The following is a 21,405-nucleotide window of genomic DNA, read 5'->3' as shown; positions in this document are numbered from 1 at the left end:
GGCCTGAAAACTAGCGTCAGTGCATGTAAAACTAAGTAAAGTCATGGAATAGCGGCACTTGTTGTCGTATTTTGCGTCAGGAGGTAAACACCTATGAATAAAATTTTACTGGTTGATGACGATCGCGAACTGACGTCACTGTTGCAAGAACTGCTTGATTTAGAAGGTTTTAGCGTCGTGGTAGCGCACGATGGCGAACAGGCTCTGGAACTTTTAGATTCCAGCATTGATTTATTATTGCTCGACGTAATGATGCCAAAGAAAAACGGTATCGATACTTTAAAAGAAGTGCGCCAGCATCATCAAACGCCGGTAATTATGCTCACGGCTCGCGGCAGCGAACTGGACCGCGTATTGGGTCTTGAGCTTGGTGCAGATGACTATCTGCCAAAACCATTTAACGATCGTGAACTGGTTGCGCGTATTCGTGCCATTCTGCGTCGCTCCAACTGGAACGAACAACAGCAAAGCAACGAAAGCAATGCGCCAACGCTGGAAGTGGATCACCTGCTGCTCAATCCTGGGCGTCAGGAAGCCAGCTTTGATGGGGAAACCTTAGAGCTCACCGGCACTGAATTTACCTTGCTCTACTTGCTGGCACAGCATTTGGGTCAGGTAGTGTCACGTGAACATTTAAGCCAAGAAGTGCTCGGCAAACGCCTAACACCTTTTGACCGCGCGATTGATATGCATATTTCCAACCTGCGCCGTAAGCTGCCAGAACGTAAAGATGGTCAGCCTTGGTTCAAAACGCTGCGTGGTCGCGGTTATCTGATGGTGTCTGTTTCATGATTAATAGCCTTACGGCACGTATCTTTGCCATTTTCTGGTTAACGCTGGCGTTAGTTCTAATGGTGGTGCTCATGCTGCCAAAGCTCGACTCGCGCCAGCTAACCTCATTACTGGACAGTGAACGCCGTCAAGGCATTATGCTGGAGCAGCACGTAGAAGCAGAGCTAGCTGTTGATCCGGCGAATGACTTGATGTGGTGGCGTCGTTTGTTCCGCGCCATTGATAAATGGTCACCTCCGGGTCAACGCCTTCTGCTGGTGACAAGCGAAGGGCGCGTTATTGGCGCTCAACGCAATGAAATGCAGATTGTACGTAACTTTATCGGCCAGTCTGATAACGCAGACCAGCCGAAAAAGAAAAAATATGGCCGACTTGAAATGCTCGGGCCATTCCCTATTCGTGATGGCGAAGATAACTATCAGCTCTATCTGGTTCGCCCAGCAAGCAGCCCTCAGTCTGATTTCATCAATCTGATGTTTGACCGACCGCTGTTGCTGCTACTTGTCACCATGCTTATCAGCTCACCATTGCTGCTTTGGCTCGCATGGAGCCTCGCAAGCCCCGCTCGTAAGCTTAAAAACGCCGCCGATGATGTTGCCAGCGGTAACCTTAAACAGCATCCAGAACTCGAGGCTGGCCCACAGGAATTCTTAGCCACAGGCGCCAGCTTTAACCAAATGGTTAGCGCGCTTGAGCGTATGGTTAATGCACAGCAGCGTTTGATCTCTGATATTTCGCATGAGCTAAGAACGCCGCTCACGCGCTTACAGCTTGCCACTGCGCTGATGCGTCGTCGCCACGGTGAATACAACGAGCTTTCACGCATTGAGATGGAGGCGCATCGCCTCGACAGCATGATTAACGACCTGTTGGCGTTATCACGCAATCAGCATAAAACCGAGCTAGAACGCGAACATTTGAAAGCCGATGAGCTTTGGGATGACGTGTTAGACAACGCGAAGTTTGAGGCTGAGCAGGTTGGGAAAACGTTAGAGATCATCAGCCCTCCGGGACCTTGGCCGTTATTTGGCAGCCATGCAGCTCTGGATAGCGCGGTTGAAAATATCGTGCGTAACGCGCTACGTTACTCTCACCATCAAATTGCGGTGACGTTTAGCTGCGACAATCAGGGCATCACTATCCATGTTGATGATGATGGTCCGGGCGTTGCTCCAGAAGATCGTGAGCAAATTTTCCGGCCGTTCTACCGCACCGATGAAGCGCGCGATCGCGAGTCAGGAGGAACCGGCTTGGGACTCGCCATTGTAGAAACCGTTGTTGAACAGCATAACGGCTGGGTGAAAGCCGAAGACAGCCCATTGGGTGGTTTACGCCTGACACTTTGGCTTCCGCTTTATACGCGATAAGTTTGGAGTATAATGCGCCCCCTGACCTTGGGGGCGCATTACATGCTTAATATCGTTTTATTTGAACCTGAAATCCCACCGAATACCGGCAATATCATCCGTCTTTGCGCCAATACTGGCTTTAGCTTGCACCTCATTGAGCCTTTAGGCTTCACATGGGATGACAAACGCTTACGCCGCGCAGGTTTGGACTATCACGAATTTGCTACGCTGAAGAAACACCATGACTATCAAGCATTTCTCGATAGCGAAAAACCAGAACGCCTGTTTGCATTGACCACTAAAGGGACCCCAGCGCACAGCGCTGTGAGCTATCAGGCCGGAGATTATTTGGTATTTGGCCCAGAAACACGTGGCCTACCCGCCTACATTTTGGATGCACTTCCTGCACAGCAGAAGATCCGCATCCCGATGCTTGCTAGCAGCCGCAGCATGAACCTGTCTAACGCAGTTTCAGTGGTGGTTTACGAAGCATGGCGCCAATTAGGCTACGAAGGTGCTTTGCTCAAAGAGTAAGTTTACTGTGATATGCGAGGCAGGCGAGTGTCTGCCCCGTAGAATGAAATGAACCTGCCGTTAAATTCCGTCGCCGAACTCAAAACCATCGTGTGAACCGTTAAACAACTGATCCATATCCATGGACGGTTTTTCACTTTCAGGACGCCCCACGATGCGCGCAGGCACACCCGCCGCCGTGGTATGAGCAGGAATAGGATGTAGAACCACTGAACCTGCACCAATCTTGGCTCCGCGACCCACTTCGATATTACCCAGAATTTTAGCACCCGCGCCGATCATAACGCCTTCACGAATCTTCGGATGACGATCGCCCCCTTCTTTACCCGTACCACCTAGCGTCACGGATTGCAGAATAGACACGTCGTTTTCAACCACGGCCGTTTCGCCGATCACAATACCCGTCGCATGATCGAGCATGATCCCACAACCAATTCGCGCCGCAGGATGAATATCAACGCCAAAAACAACCGAGATTTGATTTTGCAGGTAAATAGCCAGCGCTTTGCGATCTTGCGACCACAGCCAATGACCAATTCGGTAGGCCTGCAAGGCATGAAAACCTTTCAGGTAAAGCAATGGCGTGGAGTATTTATCTACCGCAGGATCTCGCTGGCGAACCGCGAGAATATCGCGTGCCGCGTAGTCGGTCATATTGGTGTCGGCGCGATACGCCTCTTCCACCACTTCGCGAATAGCAATCGCTGGCATAATGGCATTGGCCAGTTTATTCGCCAGAATATAGCTCAGTGCACTGCCCAAATTTTCATGCTTAAGGAGTGTTGCGTGATAGAAGCTAGCCAGCATCGGCTCACACTCGGCTAAACCACGCGCCTCGGTTTTGATGCATTGCCAGATTTGTTCTAGTTCTTCTATCGACATACAACACTCCCTTCAATCAATTTAATTGCTGCCGTTACTATATCAGCTATAGTTATAATTCAGACAACAATTAATCAGACCAGCCGTAGCATGGTCAAGCCTTGATGTTAAAAACTTGATCTCTAACGGCTAGTTTTTTCGTCTTTGCGTGCTCGGCCTAACAGCGTCAACGCCGCTTCACGAGCATCTTTATGGCAATAAAGCACCTGATAGATTTGCTCAGTGATCGGCATCTCCACACCAAAGCGTTGGGCCAAGGCCATCACTTCTTTGGTATTTCGATAGCCTTCAACCACTTGGCCAATCTTATCCTGCGCTTCCTGCACGCCAACGCCCTGCCCCAACATAATCCCAAAACGGCGGTTACGAGACTGGTTGTCAGTACAGGTCAGCACTAAGTCACCCAATCCAGACATCCCCATAAAGGTGGTTGGATCGGCACCCAGCGCAACACCAAGACGACTCATTTCGGTCAACCCACGCGTGATCAACGCAGTTCTGGCGTTAGCACCAAAGCCGATGCCGTCAGACATACCTGCGCCAATGGCAATCACGTTTTTTACCGCACCACCTAGCTGTACACCGATGAAATCAGGATTGCTATAAACACGGAAGCTTTTGCCGCAGTGTAATAGCTGCTGTAAATCGTCGGTGAACTGTGCGTCGGTAGATGACAGCGCAATTGCCGTAGGCAAGCCTGCCGCCAACTCTTTGGCAAACGTCGGGCCTGACAGCGTAGCTAAAGGAATATCAGGACCAAGCGCTTCACGAGCAACATCTTGTAGCAAACGACCTGTTTCTGCTTCTAATCCCTTGGTTGCCCAAACGATTCGTGAATCAGTACGCAGGAATGGCTTCAGTTGACGCAGCACTTCACCAAACACATGGCTCGGTACAACGACCAGCACATCACGGCTTGCAGCCATTGCCTTCGCAAGATCGGTTTCCAGCGTCAGCGTATCAGGGAAAGGAACATCAGGCAGAAATGCCTGATTACAGCGCGCGGCATCCAGTGCTTTGATATGTTTAGGGTCGTGACCCCATAACACCACTTGATGCCCATTACGCGCCAGCGTAATTGCCAAAGCGGTGCCGTACGAGCCAGCACCGATGACGGTCATTGAAGCCGTAGGGTTATTCATTAGGCATCCTGAGGCTGCGGTTCAGCACCTTCTGCGCCTTCAGCCTGCTGCAAATAATTCATGAACAGTGCGTCGAAGTTCACTGGAGCTAGGTTCAACTGTGGGAAAGTACCACGAGAAACCAGGCTAGTGATGCATTCGCGTGCATACGGGAACAGGATGTTCGGGCAATAAGCACCCAGACAATGCGCCATCTGAGTTCCTTCGATGCCAGAAATAGTGAAGATACCTGCCTGCTGAACTTCACACAGGAATGCAGTTTCTTCGCCCAAAGTTGCCGTTACCGTTACGCGCAGCACCACTTCAAACACGCCGTCAGCCAGTTGAGTGGATGCAGTGTCCAGATCCAGTTTAACTTCTGGCTGCCAATCTTTCTGGAATACAGCCGGCGCATTTGGAGCTTCGAAAGAGATATCTTTGGTGTAAACACGTTGGATCTGGAAAGACATCTCTGAGTTGTTTTGTTCTGACATAGCGTTAATACCTTTTAAGTTAATATCCATAAATGGGAATTATGGGGCGAATACCGCACGGATTACAGCAACGGGTCGAGGCCGCCTTTTGCATCCAGCGCGTGTAAATCGTCACAGCCACCAATGTGCTGCCCATCAATAAAAATCTGTGGCACGGTTGTACGACCACTGCGCTCAATCATTTCTTCACGCTTTTTCGGATCGTTATCAATAGCAATTTCATTAAACTGAGCGCCTTTTGACTGCAACAGCGCTTTCGCGCGATGACAGAAAGGACAGGTCGCTTTGGTATAGATCTCAATGTTTGCCATGATGAATTCCTTGCAGATTATTTGCCGCGAGCTAAAGGCAGATTTTCACCGCTCCAGCCTGCGATACCGTCTTTCAGCGTATACACGCGCTCAAAGCCCGCTTTCACTAAATGCTCACCCGATTCACGAGAGCTCATGCCATTGGCGCAAACCACGATAACTGGCTGAGTTTTATGTTTCTCTAACTCACCAAAGCTGCCATTTTTCAAGTCGCTAGGCGTTAGATTCAGAGAGTTTGCCAGATGACCCTTGCGAAAATCTTCGCGAGTACGGGTATCAACAACAACGGCATCTTCTTTGTTAATCAGAAGAGTGGCTTCACCACGAGTAATTTCTTTTACTTTGGAGAAACGGCTTTTAAAGGTGGTGACCAGCACTGCTACAAACAGAACAATCCACGCTACGCTAAGTATGGGATGGGCACTCACAAATTGCATAATCTCTTGCATTTGCATGGGGTGTAACTACTCCCGTCAGTTAAGGGATAAAATCAAAGAGTCAGAGTATACCTGCGCAGTGCGTCAATTACAGCCAGAAGACCTGTTACTAAAAACGAATCTGCGGCATAACCCGAAATTTTTTATGTTTCAGACAGGATTTACCTGCTTGAAACAAGGTACAGAAACGATCATTTGATCTTTCTGCGCTCAATTCACCACAGACTGTAGTAAAATTACACTACTTTGAGTGCAAATAGCCGTGTATGTTATTCGGCCTTTGCTTAGGCACCGCTCAGCGGGCGTGTGAGTGATTCCGTTTTAACCTAAACGGCTATTCACACTTGAACGTATTTTGAACTCAAACTTTGAACTTATAAAGAAACGAGGTTGTTGCAATGTCGAGCGCCAAAAAACCAATGGTACTGGTAATTCTAGACGGTTATGGTTACCGCGAAGAAACCCAAGATAACGCGATTCTTAACGCTAAACGTCCCGTTATGGATCGTCTGTGGAAAGAGTATCCGCACACCCTGATTTCTGCTTCCGGTTTGGACGTAGGTCTGCCTGACGGCCAGATGGGTAACTCTGAAGTTGGTCACGTAAACCTTGGCGCAGGCCGCATCGTTTATCAAGATCTGACCCGTCTGGACAAAGAAATCAAAGATGGCGACTTCTTTGCCAATGAAGTTTTGGTCGGTGCGGTTGATAAAGCCGTATCTCTGGGTAAAGCCGTTCACATCATGGGTCTGATGTCTCCGGGTGGCGTTCATAGCCACGAAGAACACATTCTTGCTATGGTCGAGTTGGCAGCCAAGCGTGGCGCAGAAGCTATCTACCTGCACGCATTCTTGGATGGACGCGACACCCCGCCGCGTAGTGCTGAAAATACACTGAAACGATTCACCGAGAAATTTGCCGAATTGGGCAAAGGCCGCATCGCGTCCATAGTTGGTCGCTACTACGCAATGGACCGAGATAACCGTTGGGACCGCGTTCAGTTAGCTTACGACCTGCTGACTGAAGCGAAAGGCGAATACACCGCAGAAAATGCGGTTGCAGGTCTTGAAGCGGCTTACGCTCGCGACGAAAACGACGAATTTGTTAAACCAACCGTTATCAAAGCGGCAGGTGAAGCTGATGCCTCCATGAACGACGGCGATGCGCTGATCTTCATGAACTTCCGTGCTGACCGTGCTCGCCAAATCACTCGCACCTTCGTTAACGCTGACTTTGACGGTTTCAAACGCAACAAAGTGGTTAACTTCAGCAACTTCGTGATGTTGACTGAATATGCGGCTGACATCAAAGCGGCTTGTGCTTATCCACCATCTTCACTGGCAAACACCTTCGGTGAATGGCTGATGAAGCATGACAAAACTCAGCTGCGTATTTCTGAAACAGAAAAATATGCTCACGTGACCTTCTTCTACAACGGTGGCGTGGAAGAGCCGTTCAAAGGCGAAGACCGCATCCTGATCAACTCGCCAAAAGTGGCGACTTACGATCTGCAGCCAGAAATGAGCTCTGCTGAACTGACCGAAAAACTGGTTGGCGCTATCAACAGCGGTAAATACGATGCGATTATCTGTAACTACCCTAACGGCGACATGGTTGGCCACACCGGTATTTACGATGCCGCAGTAAAAGCCGTTGAAACGCTGGATCACTGTGTCGGTCAGGTCGTCGAAGCCGTACAAAACGTAGGTGGCCAATTGCTGATCACTGCGGACCACGGTAACGCCGAGCTGATGCGCGATCAGGTGACAGGTGCTGCGTATACCGCTCACACGAACCTGCCAGTGCCATTAATCTACGTTGGCAAACCGGCTAAAGCCGTTGAAGGCGGAAAATTGTCTGACATCGCAGCGACCATGCTGACCATGATGGACATGGAAGTGCCTAAAGAGATGACTGGTAAGCCGCTGTTCATCGTGGAATAATCGATCCCCATGAGGGGAAAAGATCAATTTCACGAATCAAAGGTAGCCTTAGCGCTCAAAGCGGATAAAAACATCGGCGATAAACCCACCCGTTTATCGCCCACTCCCGCAGCGTTTCGCATGTTACCGATACTGTGTGCCAGCGTAATCTATGCTGGCGCATGGTTTTCCTCATTCCCCACTCAGGCCGCTGATGACAACAAGCAGCAGCTAAAATCTATTCAGCAAAACATTGCTGAAAAAGAAAAAGCCGTCAAACAACAGCAACAGCAACGCAGTTCGCTGCAAGATCAGCTTAAAGCGCAGGAAAAAATCATTGCTCAGGCGAGCCGTTCTCTTCGAGAAACGCAGTCTGAACTGGCAACGCTAAGTGCCAACGTTACCAAGCTGACCGCATCGATTAAAAAACTTCAGTCGCAAGAAAACAAACACCTGAAGCTGCTCGAGCATCAGCTCGATATGGCTTTTCGTTTAGGCAAACATACCGGTATTCAGGTTTTACTGAGCGGTGAAGAAAGCCAGCGCAGCGAGCGTATTTTGGCTTACTTTGGTTATCTTAATGAAGCACGCCAAAAAAATATCGATAAGCTAAACCAAACCCGCACCGACTTAGCCAGCGAAAAGAAAGAGCTGGAAGCAGCACAGAATCAGCAAAAAGCGATTCTGGTTACCCAGCAGCAAGCGCAGCAGCAACTGGAGTCAGCCCGAGCTCAGCGCCAAAAAACCCTCTCATCATTGGAAAGCTCACTGGCTAAAGATCAGCAACAACTCTCCGAAATGAAAGCGAACGAATCACGCTTGCGCGATCAGATCGCCAAGGCCGAGCGTGAAGCGAAAGCACGCGCCGAACGTGAGGCGCGCGAAGCCGCCAAGCTTCAAGCCCAAATGAAGGCTAAAGAAGAGCAGGCGAAGAAAAAAGGCACGACGTATAAATACAAACCAACGGAAAGCGAGCGTTCATTGATAGCGCGTACCGGTGGTTTAGGACGTGGCAATGGTCAGGCAATGTGGCCCGTTCGTGGCCGAACTATTCACAGTTTCGGCGAAACGCTACAGGGCGAACTTCGCTGGAAAGGGATGGTTATTGCCGCATCCGAAGGCAGTGAAGTGAAAGCCATCGCAGATGGTCGCGTACTGCTAGCCGATTGGCTGCAAGGTTATGGTCTGGTCGTTGTGGTTGAACACGGCAAAGGCGATATGAGTCTGTACGGCTATAACCAAAGCGCTTTGGTTAACGTCGGCGCACAGGTTCGTGCAGGACAGCCTATCGCACTGGTCGGTAATAGCGGTGGCCAAGGCCAACCTGCTCTTTACTTTGAAATCCGCCGCCAAGGCCAAGCCGTCAACCCACTACCGTGGCTTGGACGTTAGCCCCAAGAGCCCTCATTCACCCGCAGTTACCGCTCCTGCAACAACAAGGGAAAACACATTGCGCTTTTTCAATGCTGTCACCTCCGCACTTCTGATTTTTACCTGTAGCACGGTATCTGCCTATGCAGGAAAATTAGCTATCGTCATTGACGATTTCGGCTATCGCCCACAAGAAGAAAATAAAATCCTGCAAATGCCTTTGGCTATCTCCGTTGCCGTTTTGCCCACCGCACCTCATGCGCGTGAAATGGCAAACAAAGCGCATGCTCAGGGGCGCGAAATTCTGATCCACCTGCCAATGGCGCCAATTAGCAAACAACCGCTAGAGAAAGACACATTGCAGCCTTCAATGAGCGAGGCTGAAATCCAGCGCATCATCCGCCAATCCGTAAACGCTGTGCCTTATGCCGTTGGGATGAACAACCATATGGGCAGCCTGATGACGTCAAACCTGCAGGGCATGCAGAAAGTCATGCGCACACTGGAGCAGTATCATTTTCTTTATTTCCTCGACAGCATGACGATCGGCAATAGTCAGGTAACAAACGCCTCTGCCGGTACCGGGATTAAAGTCATTAAACGCAAAGTCTTTCTGGATGATTCTCAAAACGAAGCCGCTATCCGCCAACAGTTTAACCGCGCCATTCAAATTGCACGGAAAAGTGGGTCCGCAATAGCCATCGGCCATCCACACCCATCAACGGTACGCGTCTTACAACAAATGCTACCGTCGTTACCGGCAGATATTGTGTTGGTTCGCCCTAGCTCACTGCTTAATGGCGCTTCCGTACCAGATAAAAACCCGCTGCCAACACAGCAAAAACCACGTAACCCATTCCGTGGTGTTAAACAGTGCATCAGCAAAAAAGCACCAGAGAAGGTGTACGCCACCGCCATGTTTGATGTCATTGGCACCAGCGTAGCAAATTCAGCCCCGGTGAAATTCATACAGGCCCGCTGGCATTACTGGCTGTAATTGCGTCAGTATTAAATTAATTCATAATCCGGCATAATGTTGTGTTGCGGATTATGAATTAATTACCAAACCAAAATGTATAAAAAAACACCCTTTCTACTCTTCGGAAAAGAGTATTTACTGCTAATTATTAGCGTAATTATTTTCAGTATTATCAATATACTGATGGCTCCCAACATTCACATGTCTTACCGCATTGTGACGTTCACTCTATCGTTATTATTTCTTAAAGCGATTCGGTTAACGGCTTTGCGAATCATATTGGCCTTACCGCTTCTGTTTCTTTGTTCCGCGGATATTAGCCTTAGCCTTTACTCTTGGTTTACTTTCAAAACACCATTTAACGATGGCTTTGCTGCCAGTACGCTTGAAAGTAATCCGATTGAGATGCTTGCAATGCTTGGCGTCTATATTCGCTTTGTCATTATCTGCCTAGCATTGCTTGTTTTGTTTATTTTGGCGATCCGCCCTGCTCAGGGAAGAATGATCTCCAAAAAAACAACCGGAATTCTACTGATTGTTATCTGTGCGATTGCACTTATCTCCTCTTTTAAGTTCGTTCAAAAACGCCCCGTCAATGAAGGTGCAAAAGCAGAGCTCAAAGTTGCTGCCCGATTCACAACCTACATGCCTTTCTTTAACATGAGTTATTTCCTGACAGCCATACAGGAAAGCCAAATCTTGAAGAATATTAGTGGAGCAGCGCCGCACTATAGTCTTAGCGTTAAAGATACGGGTATTGATACCTATGTATTAATTATTGGTGAATCAGAGCGCGCTAAAAACATGAGCATTTATGGCTACCAAAAGCCAACTACGCCTCTGTTAGAAGCGCAAAAACCGTACTTAAAACTGTTTAACCAAGCGATTAGCGGCGTGCCATTTACATCCGTTGCTGTACCTATGGCGCTGAGTGCAGACAATATTCATAATCATAATCTTACAAACTATTCAGACAATATCATTAACCTCGCTAATCAAGCAGGTTTCCACACCATGTGGCTAAGTGCACAAACGGCTTTTGGCAACTATGGTTCTTCCGTTGCAGGCATTGCCATGAATGCCGAAGATAAGCTGTATATTAAAGGCTATGACAAAGAACTGCTGCCTCACCTAAAAACAGCATTACAGGCACCAGCGCATGATAAAAAACTTATCGTTCTGCACTTATATGGTAGCCATGAGCCAGCATGTAAAAGATACCCCGCGAACGAAACCGTATTTAATAAATCGAATGATATAGACGCCTGCTACGATAACTCCGTTCGATATACGGATAGTTTATTAGGCGAAGTATTTAGTTTATTGAAGCAAAATAAAGCTTCGGTGCTTTATTTCTCTGACCATGCGTTAGAGCGAGATCCAAGACAAAGTGCACCTTATTTCCACGGCGGTATTACACCCAGCCAAGAGGCTTATCATGTACCTATGTTTATATGGTATAGCCCAGCATTAGCGCGACAAGATAAAGATGAAACCGGGCAAGTTAACGCCGTTTTCTCAACCAGCTACAATGATATTCTCATCGCAACATGGCTAGGAGTTACCGATGCGCAGCGAGGGGCATTCGCCAATATTAACGCCGTCATTGATAAATTCGCAGGTGATTCCTCCGTTCTCGATAATCGCTACGAGAAATTGGATTATCACCAACTGAGAAAAACCGCTGAAGAGCCGCTATCTCACTAACAAAAAAAGCCCCGATCGGGGCTTTTACTCATATGAGGATCTTAATCCCAGCTCAGAACAACCTTGCCTGATTGGCCTGAACGCATAGCATCAAAGCCTTTTTGGAAATCATCGATACCAAACTGGTGAGTGATGATGGGGCTCAAATCCAAGCCTGATTGCAGCAACGCAGCCATCTTGTACCATGTTTCAAACATCTCGCGGCCATAAATGCCCTTGATAAACAGCCCTTTGAAAATCACCTGATTCCAATCAATGGCCATATCTGATGGCGGGATCCCCAGCATCGCAATTTTGCCACCGTGATTCATGGTACTGAGCATCGCACGGAACGCTGGCGGTGCTCCAGACATCTCCAAACCGACATCAAACCCTTCGGTCATACCCAGTTCATTCATCACATCCGTGAGATTTTCTTTACTCACATTCACTGCACGAGTCACACCCATTTTGCGAGCCAGATCCAGACGATATTCGTTCACGTCGGTAATCACGACATTACGCGCGCCAACGTGCTTGCACACCGCCGCCGCCATAATACCAATCGGCCCCGCGCCGGAAACTAAGACGTCTTCACCCACTAAATCGAATGAAAGCGCGGTATGAACAGCATTGCCAAACGGATCAAATATGGCCGCTAACTCATCAGGAATATTGTCTGGGATTTTAAACGCGTTAAATGCCGGAATAACTAAATACTCAGCAAATGCGCCGGTGCGGTTAACACCCACGCCCGTGGTATTTCGGCATAGATGCGTACGTCCGCCGCGACAATTACGGCAGTGACCGCAGGTAATATGCCCCTCACCAGAAACACGTTCACCAATCTTGTAGCCGGTGACTTCTTGCCCGATCGCAACAATCTCGCCCACGTATTCATGCCCAACGACCATCGGTACAGGAATCGTTTTTTGCGACCATTCATCCCAGTTGTAAATATGGACGTCAGTGCCACAAATCGCCGTTTTACGGATTTTAATCATGATATCGTTATGCCCAAGCTCTGGCTTAGGCACATCGGTCATCCAAATCCCTTCTTCCGCCTTCAGTTTTGACAATGCTTTCATAACGATGAGTTCCTTAGGCAATCACACCCAGCTGCTTGCCGATACGAATAAAGGCCGCGACTGCGCGTTCAATTTGTTCTGGTGTATGGTCAGCAGACATTTGGGTACGAATACGCGCCTGACCTTTAGGAACAACAGGGAAGAAGAATCCTGTTACATAGATGCCTTCTTTCAGCAATTCATTGGCAAATTCTTGCGCCAATTTTGCATCACCCAACATCACAGGGATAATGGCATGATCGGCACCCGCTAAAGTGAAGCCCGCCGCGCTCATTTTTTCACGGAATAAACGGGCGTTGCTCCACAGACGGTTGCGCAATTCATCACCATCAGCCAGTAACTCAAGCACTTTGATTGATGCAGCAACGATGGCAGGCGCCAAAGAGTTGGAGAACAGATAAGGACGCGAACGCTGGCGCAGCCATTCGATCACTTCTTTACGGCCCGCGGTATAGCCGCCGGATGCGCCGCCTAATGCTTTTCCTAAAGTACCGGTGATGATGTCTACACGCCCCATCACTTCACAGTATTCATGAGTGCCACGGCCATTTTCGCCAACGAAGCCAACCGCATGGGAATCATCAACCATCACCAACGCGCCATACTCATCGGCTAAATCGCACACCGATTTCAGATCGGCAATAACGCCATCCATTGAGAACACGCCGTCGGTCGCAATCATGATATGGCGAGCGCCATCGGCCTTCGCCATTTCTAACTGGGCACGCAATTCAGCCATATCGTTATTAGCATAGCGATAGCGCTTAGCCTTACACAAACGCACGCCATCAATAATCGAAGCATGGTTCAGTGCATCAGAAATAATGGCATCTTCAGGACCTAGCAGCGTTTCGAACAGCCCACCGTTAGCATCGAAGCAGGAAGAATATAAAATGGAGTCTTCCATGCCTAAAAAATCAGCCAGTCGTTGTTCTAGCTGTTTGTGGCTATCTTGCGTGCCACAGATAAAGCGCACCGATGCCATACCAAAACCATGAGAATCCATGCCTTCTTTCGCTGCTTGGATCAATGCAGGGTGGTTAGCCAAACCTAAGTAGTTGTTTGCACAGAAATTAATAACATGGCGGCCATCTGCAACCGCGATATCAGCCTGCTGTGCAGAAGTAATAATACGTTCATTTTTATACAGACCTTCGGAACGGGTCGTTTCTAATTGCTGGGTCAGTTGCTGGTAAAAATCCGCAGACATGGTGTTATCTCCTGGATGGGCAAGTTTGTGAAACATATTACTGTCTTGTTGCAAATGAAACGAGTTTGTAACTCACAGAATGTGAAAAATGCAGCAGATATCACGCTGTTTTCAGATTACGGGAAATAATTACTTTCAGTTATGAATTAGTCGCCATACACCACTCATGACAGTATGAGGCCTAATTTAGGGGCTTTTGATTCAGATTCATGCCCTATACGCTGAATGCTTAAGCATGAAATGCTATTATGAGGTCATATAACGTGGGGCGTTGTGCGCCACTGTTTCGTTTATTTAAAGGTAAATCTCATGATTATTGTAACCGGCGGCGCTGGCATGATCGGCAGCAACATCGTTAAAGCACTGAATAATAAAGGCTACAGCGACATTCTCGTGGTCGATAACCTTAAAGATGGCACTAAATTTGTTAATTTGGTCGATTTAGAAATTACCGACTACATGGATAAAGAAGACTTTATTGCCAGCGTTGTGGCGGGCGATGATTTCGGCGATATCGAAGCCGTTTTCCATGAAGGTGCATGCTCATCCACGACCGAATGGGATGGCAAGTATATGATGGATAACAACTATCAGTACTCCAAAGAGCTGCTGCATTTCTGTTTGGAACGCCAGATCCCATTCTTGTACGCATCTTCTGCCGCCACTTATGGCTTAACTGAACAATTCACTGAAGAACGCGAATTCGAAGGCCCATTAAACGTTTATGGCTACTCCAAATTCCTGTTCGATCAGTACGTTCGTCAGATCCTACCAGAGGCAGAATCTCAGATCTGTGGCTTCCGCTACTTCAACGTTTATGGTCCTCGTGAAGGTCATAAAGGCAGCATGGCAAGCGTTGCATTCCATCTGAATAACCAAATCAACAACGGCGAAGATCCAAAGCTGTTTGAAGGCAGCGATGACTTCAAACGTGACTTCATCTATGTAGGCGACGTTGCTGATGTGAACCTGTGGTTCTGGCAGAAAGGTGTCTCTGGCATCTTTAACTGCGGTACTGGCCGTGCTGAATCATTCCAAGCCGTCGCTGACGCGGTTGTTGCCTATCATCAGAAAGGCAGCATCAGCTACATTCCTTTCCCAGACAAACTAAAAGGCCGCTATCAGGGTTTCACCAAAGCTGATACCACCAAACTACGTGCGGCTGGCTATGACAAGCCGTTTAAAACCGTTGCTGAAGGCGTGAGCGAATATCTTGCGTGGCTGAATAACAAAGCCTAAACACGGCTCCACAACCGTAAGGAATGAAACACGGTATGAAAATACTGGTTATCGGCCCTTCATGGGTAGGCGATATGATGATGTCGCAAAGCTTGTATCGAACCCTGAAGGCCGAACATCCTGACGCTAAAATTGACGTGATGGCACCGAACTGGTGCCGTCCTTTGTTAGCGCGAATGCCAGAAGTTAACGAAGCGATCGCCATGCCCTTAGGGCATGGTTCTTTCGCGCTGGGCGAGCGCTACCACTTAGGCAAAAGCCTGCGTGATAAAGGCTATGATCGTGCCTACGTACTGCCAAACTCGTTTAAATCTGCGTTAATCCCTTTCTTTGCACGCATTCCGGCTAGAACAGGTTGGAAAGGTGAAATGCGCTATGGCTTGCTGACAGATGTCCGCCAGCTCGATAAAGCCGCATTCCCGTTAATGGTTGAACGGTATGTCGCATTGGCTTATCCGGCACAGCAGATAAAATCTGCCAAAGATTTGCCTCAACCACTGCTTTGGCCAGCACTCAGCGTCTCAGATGAAGAAATTGCTGAAACAGCGGCGGCGTTTAATCTGACAGACCACCGCCCAATTATTGGTTTCTGTCCTGGCGCTGAATTTGGCCCAGCGAAGAGATGGCCGCACTACCACTATGCCGCGTTAGCGCAAAAACTGATTGAACAAGGATATCAGGTGGCTCTATTTGGCTCAGCCAAAGACCACGAAGCCGGTGAAGAAATTTGCCAAGCGCTAACTGAAGACGCCCGCGAATATTGTTTGAATGTCGCAGGGCAAACAAACTTAGATCAAGCCGTGATATTAATTGCGGCATGTCAGGCGATTGTGACCAATGACTCCGGCCTAATGCACGTAGCCGCCGCGCTTGATAAACCATTAGTCGCGCTTTATGGCCCTAGCAGCCCAGATTTCACACCGCCGCTGTCAAACAAAGCTAAAGTTATCCGCCTGATTACGGGTTATCTCAAAATACGCAAAGGTGATGCAAATCAAGGCTATCACCAGAGCCTGATCGATATTCAGCCTGATGTTGTTATGCAAGCATTGAACGAGTTATTACCAAAGGATACCCAGCAGTAATGCATGTCTTGATTGTCAAAACCTCATCGATGGGCGATGTGCTGCACACGCTACCAGCACTGACAGATGCTATGCATGCCATTCCAGGTATTAAATTTGATTGGGTGGTAGAAGAAGGGTTCGCGCAGATACCAAGCTGGCATCCTGCGGTCGATCGCGTGATCCCAGTGGCTATCCGCCGCTGGAGGAAGAACTGGTTTGGCGCTAATACACGTCAAGAGCGCTGTGATTTCAAACGAGAAGTGCAGCGCCGCACCTATGATGCCGTCATTGATGCTCAGGGGCTGATAAAAAGCGCCGCGTTAATCACCCGTATAGCAAAAGGCCCGCGCCACGGACAAGACTGTCAAAGCGCTCGTGAACCCTTCGCCAGCTGGTTCTTCAATCATCGCTACAGCATTAATAAAAAAATGCATGCGGTCGAAAGAACACGTGAGTTATTTGCACTGAGCTTAGGCTACACAAAACCAGAAAGCAGAGGGGACTACGCTATCTCTCAGCGTTTCCTCAGCCATCTCCCAGCGGATAACGGCCAGTATTTCGTGTTCTTACATGCAACAACACGCGACGATAAGCACTGGCCAGAAGAACATTGGCGTGACCTTATTGCTCTGGTTGAGCCTACAGGTATGAAGATTAAATTACCTTGGGGGGCGGAACATGAGCACCAACGCGCTCAGCGCTTGGCTGAAGGTTTCAGTCATGTAGAGGTGCTGCCACGTTTATCGTTAGAACAGGTGGCGGAAGTATTGGCGGGGGCGAAGGCCGTTGTATCTGTCGATACTGGGTTAAGCCATCTCGCAGCCGCACTCGATCGACCAAATATTACGCTGTATGGTCCAACCGATCCGGGACTGATTGGAGGATATGGAGAAAATCAGGTGGCGTGTTGTTCTCAGGATAAATCATTAACTAATTTATCAGCTAATACTGTATATAGCGCTTTAGCTAAAATTTAATAAGAACGGTTTTATCTTCGGAGTATATATGAGCTCAGTACTACCAAATCAGAGAAGGAATATCGATTGGCAGTCTATATGGAATAGATCTATTGTATTTTTATTTATAGTAACCTATTTTTTTGATGGGGTAAGTCGATACAAACATGCAATTAGCTACGCTATATACATAACTGGATTAGTTTATATTGTTAAGCAGAGGAAAAAAATATTCAGCATTTTCAAGAATAACCTTTTCTTATCTTTAACTATCTTTTGCATCGCAATAATATATGCAATAGCAATTTCAGTAGAACCATCGCTAAGCCTAAAGCGTGCTCTAAATACAGTGTTTGAAAAAATGCTTCTGGTATCCGTGATGATTGCAGCTGTTCTTCACAAAGAAGACAACAGCAAAATAGCCACTATGCTAATAGCGGCTCTTATCACCACGCTGGTTATCCTAACCGGAACAGAGATTCATCAATATATTGAAGAGTACAAAATCGGTATTATGCCATTTACAAAAGCCGAACACCGCAGAATTTCAGATACTCTAATATTTATATTCCCTGCCATACTCACTTTATGGGTTATACCTAGCAAAAAGTACAAAATACTATTTTTCGTACTTGCAGCAATTTTCGCTATCCTCATGCTTGGTACACTGCAACGAGGAACTTGGCTATCATTAGCAGTTCCCGCATTGATTTGGGCACTGATTAAACGCGAATGGAAGCTACCTTTGATAGCACTAGTCGTGATTGGTTTCGGCCTATTTGCCGTTCATCAAAAAGATCCACAGCAGGTCAAAACGTTATTCTACAAACTGCAACAAACTGACAGTAGCGGCCGTTATGAAAATGGTACGCAGGGCGCAGCACTCGATCTTATCCTTGAAAATCCCATCAAAGGCTATGGCTTTGGTAACGATCTTTATCATCATGTTTATAATGAACGCTCTCCAAGCTACCCTGACTGGCGTTTTAAAAAATCTATCGGACCGCATAACTTGACGCTTTCCATCTGGTTTGCAGGCGGCATAATCGGGTTAGCATCACTTTATTATTTATTAGCATCAACATTAGTTTCGAGTATCAAAGGGTACCGTGAAAGCAATGGTCCTGCACAAGATGCATTCCTCATCTTGACGCTCATACTAATTGGTGACTTTGTTGTTAGAGGCGCTTTCGAAACGGTAAGAATTGAAAACATTGCGGTTATCATTGGTATTCTTCTCGCTTTACATGCGAAAAAATACTACATAAATAACTAAAAATAAAAGGGCCCAACTGGGCCCTTTTAACTTCTCATCGAGATCATATTTTCAATAGCATACTTGATAATGTCATCAGGAATATCTTCAACATTTCGCGTATCCGATAATACCTGAATAGCATGTTCGCTGTTTGGCCCCCAAGTTAAAGGCTGTGAATTAACCCGAGCTTTAGACATCGGATAAAAAGCTACGATAGGTTTATTAAATGCAGTAGCTGCATGAACTATCGATGTATCAACAGAAACAATGTAATCGACTTGCTTTACCAACGATGTCGCATGTATATACCGCGTAAACGGTGTTTTCTCTACACCATCTATCTCTATATCCTTAATTTCTGACTCAAGACCAGAAATAATTATTACTGGATTTGCGATCTTTTTCTTAATAAGATCGACAATCGAATTAATTTTAGCAGAGCTAAATTTTCGTGTTTTTAGCGCACCGAACGGATTTAGCAACACGGTTGTTTTTCCGTTAAAACGCTCTAGATATTTTTTCACCGTGTTATCGACATCCGAGGAGATCGGTAACTCATATGACATATCTATTTTATCAAGATCTATATCGGGATTTATTTTTTGTAAAATTGATTTAATTCTTTCAGATGTATGCCGATTTAATGATAGGTCTTCCGACAAACTAATATCATAAGTTTTATATTTTCCTTCCTTATTAAAACCTAGAATATGTTTGGGATTGATTACCTGCATCATCATGATACTTCGATAGCTATGCACTTCATTAAGTGGATCAATAATTAAATCATATTTTTTCTTTCTCAATTTTAGAGCGAGAAAAAACATATTAAAGAAATGTTCTTTACAGACGAATATATGTTTAATATTTTTATTTTCGCTTAGCAACTCAGCACATACATCACCCGTAACGACAGATACATCGAGGCCTAGTCGATGACACTCACGAAAAAGCGGAGTGAATATGATCATATCGCCAAGCTTATTATTATCTCTCATGATTAAAATGTTTTTTATTTTTTTCGTTTCAAAAACAGGCTTTTTAAAACGGAAAAACAAAACCATCATCATGAAAATTTTAAAGTCTTTAATAAAAACTTTCTTTCTTCTGTGAAAGGAACCTAATTTCACTGATGAGACTCCAATAAAATTCCAAACAAAATTAACTAAAACCACTTATTCTTTCATATTTAGATACGGGATTATTTTATAATCAATTGCCGTATTATTTGATAAGTTATATATTTCAATATCTTTGACGTTACTTTTCATAAATTGAAAGAATGGAAGTATTTTCCCTAAATCTCGACTTAGTTCGGAAGGCATAGATGACTCTCCATTCTTATCATAAAAGCGAGAGCACGAATCCACTAAATCTAACCCAGAGCATATGATTTTTGTATAACGTAAACTATAGGCGATTTGGATTGCAGCATATGCCACGGTATGACAAGAACAATATCCATCACTAATATCTAAACTAAATCCAACTAATCTTCTTCTTTTTGACATTGGCACATCAATTAAAATATTTTTATTTCTCAGTGACAAAATTTTGAATTTTATCTTTTTAAAAAAACCACCCTTCTCTCTTTTATAAAGCATTTTCATGATGTGACAATTTTCTTGCAGAAATTGCTTATCCTCTAAACTTGCTTTCTCAAACACATCACAATTAACTATAGTATGTTGGCTATTTTTAACAAAAAACTTAAAGTCATCGTTTCTTTGTAATAAAAATCTGTCATCCGTTAATACATAAATAAATGGTTTAATTTCATTTTCAATGAGATAACGAGCAGAGCCATTGACCGCTATGACATCTGATTTATTGAGTAATGAAATTGGTGTATTTACCGATGTTGGGCCTGAAAGAAAAATAACTGCATTTTCATGCATCTTCTCTTTCATCAACATATCTACATCATTTTTTGAAATGTATTGAGGATGATTCATAAAATTAACTCAGGCCTTACGTTTTTTAAACCCTAAAAACATTTTTATTTTTGCTTTAAATGATTTTATTTTTTGACGTAAAATGTTTTTATACACAACAGAATAATAAGCAAAATCATTAACAGCATTATCAATATTAAGATGTCTTTCCATATCAATTCTATCTTTGGCTTTCCGCTTTGCATTACACGCTTTGCCCGATAAATCGATAATTCTTATTCCATCTTGTGATAAAATAAAATTGCCTTTATGCGGATCACCAGAAACCATATTATGCTGATGTAACTCATTCATTTTAGCATGAATTTCAGTACGAATGCTTTCATTGAAATCTTCAACATCCGATAGTTCAATACCATCAACAAATTCAATTATCATGATAAATACGCTAGCGTAGTTAAATATTTTTTTCTCCGCTAACAGATAGAAATCATTCGGGAATGTAATTCCTTCATTTCTTACTCTATCAGTTTGAAGCAACAAATTCAGGTAGTAGTCACCTTTAACAAAAGACTTAAAAAAACGTTCAACTTTTTTTTCTTTTGGTGCGAAAACCTTGAATACAAATTTCCCATGGGGAGTATTAATCAATGAAACCTTGGTGTCTTCGATACTACGAAATACTTTTATGACATCAAGATCATTATTGAGGAAATCTCTGAATATCTTTTCGTAAATTTCATTATTGTCTTTAATATAGACTTTGAAATTTTTTATATTTTTACTAACTATCATGAAAATATCCGAATATTGA

The 21,405-nt window shown here is 45.7% G+C and carries 21 protein-coding genes; 11 read left to right on the top strand and 10 right to left on the bottom strand.

Annotated features, from left to right (window positions below; genetic code table 11):
• Positions 1–93: 93 nt before the first annotated feature.
• From cpxR to trmL, 3 genes are read left to right on the top strand one after another with little or no spacing between them, the layout of a single operon-like run.
• Complete coding sequence (gene cpxR, locus CPY98_RS00430; protein WP_025801488.1) at positions 94–792, top strand: envelope stress response regulator transcription factor CpxR; 699 nt, start codon at positions 94–96, stop codon at positions 790–792.
• Positions 789–2,159 carry an envelope stress sensor histidine kinase CpxA gene (gene cpxA, locus CPY98_RS00425; RefSeq protein WP_025801489.1) on the top strand — a complete coding sequence of 457 codons (1,371 nt, stop codon included), beginning with the start codon at positions 789–791 and terminating at the stop codon, positions 2,157–2,159. The genes cpxR and cpxA overlap by 4 nt, the downstream gene beginning before the upstream one ends.
• A gap of 42 nt (positions 2,160–2,201) precedes the next feature.
• Entirely contained in the window at positions 2,202–2,675 is a 474-nt protein-coding gene (trmL, locus tag CPY98_RS00420) for a tRNA (uridine(34)/cytosine(34)/5-carboxymethylaminomethyluridine(34)-2'-O)-methyltransferase TrmL (protein ID WP_040045302.1), read from the top strand.
• A gap of 60 nt (positions 2,676–2,735) precedes the next feature.
• Here trmL and cysE read toward each other — a convergent pair whose 3' ends face one another.
• The 5 genes from cysE to CPY98_RS00395 form a co-directional block, all read right to left on the bottom strand.
• Positions 2,736–3,557: a serine O-acetyltransferase gene (gene cysE, locus CPY98_RS00415; protein WP_040045225.1), complete on the bottom strand. Its 822-nt coding sequence runs from the start codon at positions 3,555–3,557 to the stop codon at positions 2,736–2,738.
• A gap of 122 nt (positions 3,558–3,679) precedes the next feature.
• Positions 3,680–4,699 (bottom strand): NAD(P)H-dependent glycerol-3-phosphate dehydrogenase, encoded by a 1,020-nt coding sequence (gpsA, locus tag CPY98_RS00410; RefSeq protein WP_040045226.1) that lies wholly within the window; start codon positions 4,697–4,699, stop codon positions 3,680–3,682.
• A complete protein-coding gene (gene secB, locus CPY98_RS00405; protein ID WP_040045303.1) occupies positions 4,699–5,172 on the bottom strand; it encodes a protein-export chaperone SecB in 474 nt (157 codons plus the stop codon). Before secB ends, gpsA begins: the two co-directional genes overlap by 1 nt.
• Before the next feature lie 62 nt (positions 5,173–5,234).
• On the bottom strand, positions 5,235–5,483 hold the full coding sequence (gene grxC, locus CPY98_RS00400; protein WP_025801494.1) for a glutaredoxin 3: 249 nt from the start codon (positions 5,481–5,483) through the stop codon (positions 5,235–5,237).
• Between the two features lie 17 nt (positions 5,484–5,500).
• Entirely contained in the window at positions 5,501–5,932 is a 432-nt protein-coding gene (locus tag CPY98_RS00395) for a rhodanese-like domain-containing protein (protein WP_040045304.1), read from the bottom strand.
• Positions 5,933–6,318: 386 nt separating this feature from the next.
• On the opposite strand from CPY98_RS00395, the gene gpmM reads away from it, so the two are divergent.
• The 4 genes from gpmM to CPY98_RS00375 all read left to right on the top strand — a co-directional run bounded on the left by gpmM (position 6,319) and on the right by CPY98_RS00375 (position 11,899).
• Positions 6,319–7,863 (top strand): 2,3-bisphosphoglycerate-independent phosphoglycerate mutase, encoded by a 1,545-nt coding sequence (gene gpmM, locus CPY98_RS00390; protein ID WP_046360688.1) that lies wholly within the window; start codon positions 6,319–6,321, stop codon positions 7,861–7,863.
• A gap of 9 nt (positions 7,864–7,872) precedes the next feature.
• On the top strand, positions 7,873–9,234 hold the full coding sequence (envC, locus tag CPY98_RS00385) for a murein hydrolase activator EnvC (protein WP_096385934.1): 1,362 nt from the start codon (positions 7,873–7,875) through the stop codon (positions 9,232–9,234).
• Positions 9,235–9,292: 58 nt separating this feature from the next.
• Complete coding sequence (locus CPY98_RS00380) at positions 9,293–10,210, top strand: divergent polysaccharide deacetylase family protein (protein WP_096385931.1); 918 nt, start codon at positions 9,293–9,295, stop codon at positions 10,208–10,210.
• Positions 10,211–10,285: 75 nt separating this feature from the next.
• Positions 10,286–11,899, top strand: a complete 1,614-nt coding sequence (locus tag CPY98_RS00375; protein ID WP_096385928.1) for a phosphoethanolamine transferase — start codon at positions 10,286–10,288, stop codon at positions 11,897–11,899.
• Positions 11,900–11,940: 41 nt separating this feature from the next.
• Here the strand turns inward: CPY98_RS00375 and tdh are convergent, their stop codons facing one another.
• Both tdh and kbl read right to left on the bottom strand, forming a co-directional pair.
• A complete protein-coding gene (tdh, locus tag CPY98_RS00370) occupies positions 11,941–12,966 on the bottom strand; it encodes an L-threonine 3-dehydrogenase (protein WP_025801499.1) in 1,026 nt (341 codons plus the stop codon).
• 13 nt (positions 12,967–12,979) lie between these two features.
• A complete protein-coding gene (gene kbl / locus CPY98_RS00365) occupies positions 12,980–14,176 on the bottom strand; it encodes a glycine C-acetyltransferase (protein WP_043490096.1) in 1,197 nt (398 codons plus the stop codon).
• A gap of 309 nt (positions 14,177–14,485) precedes the next feature.
• Between kbl and rfaD the strand changes: the two genes are divergently transcribed.
• The 4 genes from rfaD to rfaL are packed head-to-tail and all read left to right on the top strand — an operon-like array spanning position 14,486 to position 18,714.
• On the top strand, positions 14,486–15,415 hold the full coding sequence (rfaD, locus tag CPY98_RS00360) for an ADP-glyceromanno-heptose 6-epimerase (RefSeq protein WP_096385926.1): 930 nt from the start codon (positions 14,486–14,488) through the stop codon (positions 15,413–15,415).
• 35 nt (positions 15,416–15,450) lie between these two features.
• The gene (gene rfaF, locus CPY98_RS00355) at positions 15,451–16,500 is read left to right on the top strand and encodes an ADP-heptose--LPS heptosyltransferase RfaF (protein ID WP_025801502.1); all 1,050 of its coding nucleotides are present in this window, start codon (positions 15,451–15,453) and stop codon (positions 16,498–16,500) included.
• Entirely contained in the window at positions 16,500–17,459 is a 960-nt protein-coding gene (gene rfaC / locus CPY98_RS00350; RefSeq protein ID WP_096385923.1) for a lipopolysaccharide heptosyltransferase RfaC, read from the top strand. The genes rfaF and rfaC overlap by 1 nt, the downstream gene beginning before the upstream one ends.
• Before the next feature lie 28 nt (positions 17,460–17,487).
• Positions 17,488–18,714: an O-antigen ligase RfaL gene (gene rfaL, locus CPY98_RS00345; protein ID WP_096385921.1), complete on the top strand. Its 1,227-nt coding sequence runs from the start codon at positions 17,488–17,490 to the stop codon at positions 18,712–18,714.
• A 26-nt stretch (positions 18,715–18,740) separates the two neighbouring features.
• On the opposite strand, the gene CPY98_RS00340 is transcribed toward rfaL, so the two are convergent.
• From CPY98_RS00340 to rfaY, 3 genes are read right to left on the bottom strand one after another with little or no spacing between them, the layout of a single operon-like run.
• Positions 18,741–19,826 carry a glycosyltransferase family 9 protein gene (locus CPY98_RS00340; protein ID WP_096388696.1) on the bottom strand — a complete coding sequence of 362 codons (1,086 nt, stop codon included), beginning with the start codon at positions 19,824–19,826 and terminating at the stop codon, positions 18,741–18,743.
• A 45-nt stretch (positions 19,827–19,871) separates the two neighbouring features.
• Complete coding sequence (waaZ, locus tag CPY98_RS00335; RefSeq protein ID WP_025801506.1) at positions 19,872–20,651, bottom strand: 3-deoxy-D-manno-oct-2-ulosonate III transferase WaaZ; 780 nt, start codon at positions 20,649–20,651, stop codon at positions 19,872–19,874.
• Positions 20,652–20,660: 9 nt separating this feature from the next.
• Positions 20,661–21,386, bottom strand: coding sequence for a lipopolysaccharide core heptose(II) kinase RfaY (gene rfaY, locus CPY98_RS00330; protein WP_043490161.1), 726 nt, complete (start codon positions 21,384–21,386; stop codon positions 20,661–20,663).
• Between the last annotated feature and the right edge of the window lie 19 nt (positions 21,387–21,405).

This window comes from Hafnia sp. CBA7124, from assembly GCF_002355555.1.
GTDB lineage: Bacteria > Pseudomonadota > Gammaproteobacteria > Enterobacterales > Enterobacteriaceae > Hafnia > Hafnia alvei.
This window is presented reverse-complemented; position numbering and strand designations above follow the sequence as displayed.

Excerpts from the sequence above, each read along its gene's own strand:
- cpxR (WP_025801488.1), top strand. The coding sequence starts at position 94 with ATGAATAAAATTTTACTGGTTGATGACGATCGCGAACTGACGTCACTG.
- cpxA (WP_025801489.1), top strand. The coding sequence starts at position 789 with ATGATTAATAGCCTTACGGCACGTATCTTTGCCATTTTCTGGTTAACG.
- trmL (WP_040045302.1), top strand. The coding sequence starts at position 2,202 with ATGCTTAATATCGTTTTATTTGAACCTGAAATCCCACCGAATACCGGC.
- cysE (WP_040045225.1), bottom strand. The coding sequence starts at position 3,557 with ATGTCGATAGAAGAACTAGAACAAATCTGGCAATGCATCAAAACCGAG.
- gpsA (WP_040045226.1), bottom strand. The coding sequence starts at position 4,699 with ATGAATAACCCTACGGCTTCAATGACCGTCATCGGTGCTGGCTCGTAC.
- secB (WP_040045303.1), bottom strand. The coding sequence starts at position 5,172 with ATGTCAGAACAAAACAACTCAGAGATGTCTTTCCAGATCCAACGTGTT.
- grxC (WP_025801494.1), bottom strand. The coding sequence starts at position 5,483 with ATGGCAAACATTGAGATCTATACCAAAGCGACCTGTCCTTTCTGTCAT.
- CPY98_RS00395 (WP_040045304.1), bottom strand. The coding sequence starts at position 5,932 with ATGCAAGAGATTATGCAATTTGTGAGTGCCCATCCCATACTTAGCGTA.
- gpmM (WP_046360688.1), top strand. The coding sequence starts at position 6,319 with ATGTCGAGCGCCAAAAAACCAATGGTACTGGTAATTCTAGACGGTTAT.
- envC (WP_096385934.1), top strand. The coding sequence starts at position 7,873 with ATGAGGGGAAAAGATCAATTTCACGAATCAAAGGTAGCCTTAGCGCTC.
- CPY98_RS00375 (WP_096385928.1), top strand. The coding sequence starts at position 10,286 with ATGTATAAAAAAACACCCTTTCTACTCTTCGGAAAAGAGTATTTACTG.
- tdh (WP_025801499.1), bottom strand. The coding sequence starts at position 12,966 with ATGAAAGCATTGTCAAAACTGAAGGCGGAAGAAGGGATTTGGATGACC.
- kbl (WP_043490096.1), bottom strand. The coding sequence starts at position 14,176 with ATGTCTGCGGATTTTTACCAGCAACTGACCCAGCAATTAGAAACGACC.
- rfaD (WP_096385926.1), top strand. The coding sequence starts at position 14,486 with ATGATTATTGTAACCGGCGGCGCTGGCATGATCGGCAGCAACATCGTT.
- rfaF (WP_025801502.1), top strand. The coding sequence starts at position 15,451 with ATGAAAATACTGGTTATCGGCCCTTCATGGGTAGGCGATATGATGATG.
- rfaC (WP_096385923.1), top strand. The coding sequence starts at position 16,500 with ATGCATGTCTTGATTGTCAAAACCTCATCGATGGGCGATGTGCTGCAC.
- rfaL (WP_096385921.1), top strand. The coding sequence starts at position 17,488 with ATGAGCTCAGTACTACCAAATCAGAGAAGGAATATCGATTGGCAGTCT.
- waaZ (WP_025801506.1), bottom strand. The coding sequence starts at position 20,651 with ATGAATCATCCTCAATACATTTCAAAAAATGATGTAGATATGTTGATG.
- rfaY (WP_043490161.1), bottom strand. The coding sequence starts at position 21,386 with ATGATAGTTAGTAAAAATATAAAAAATTTCAAAGTCTATATTAAAGAC.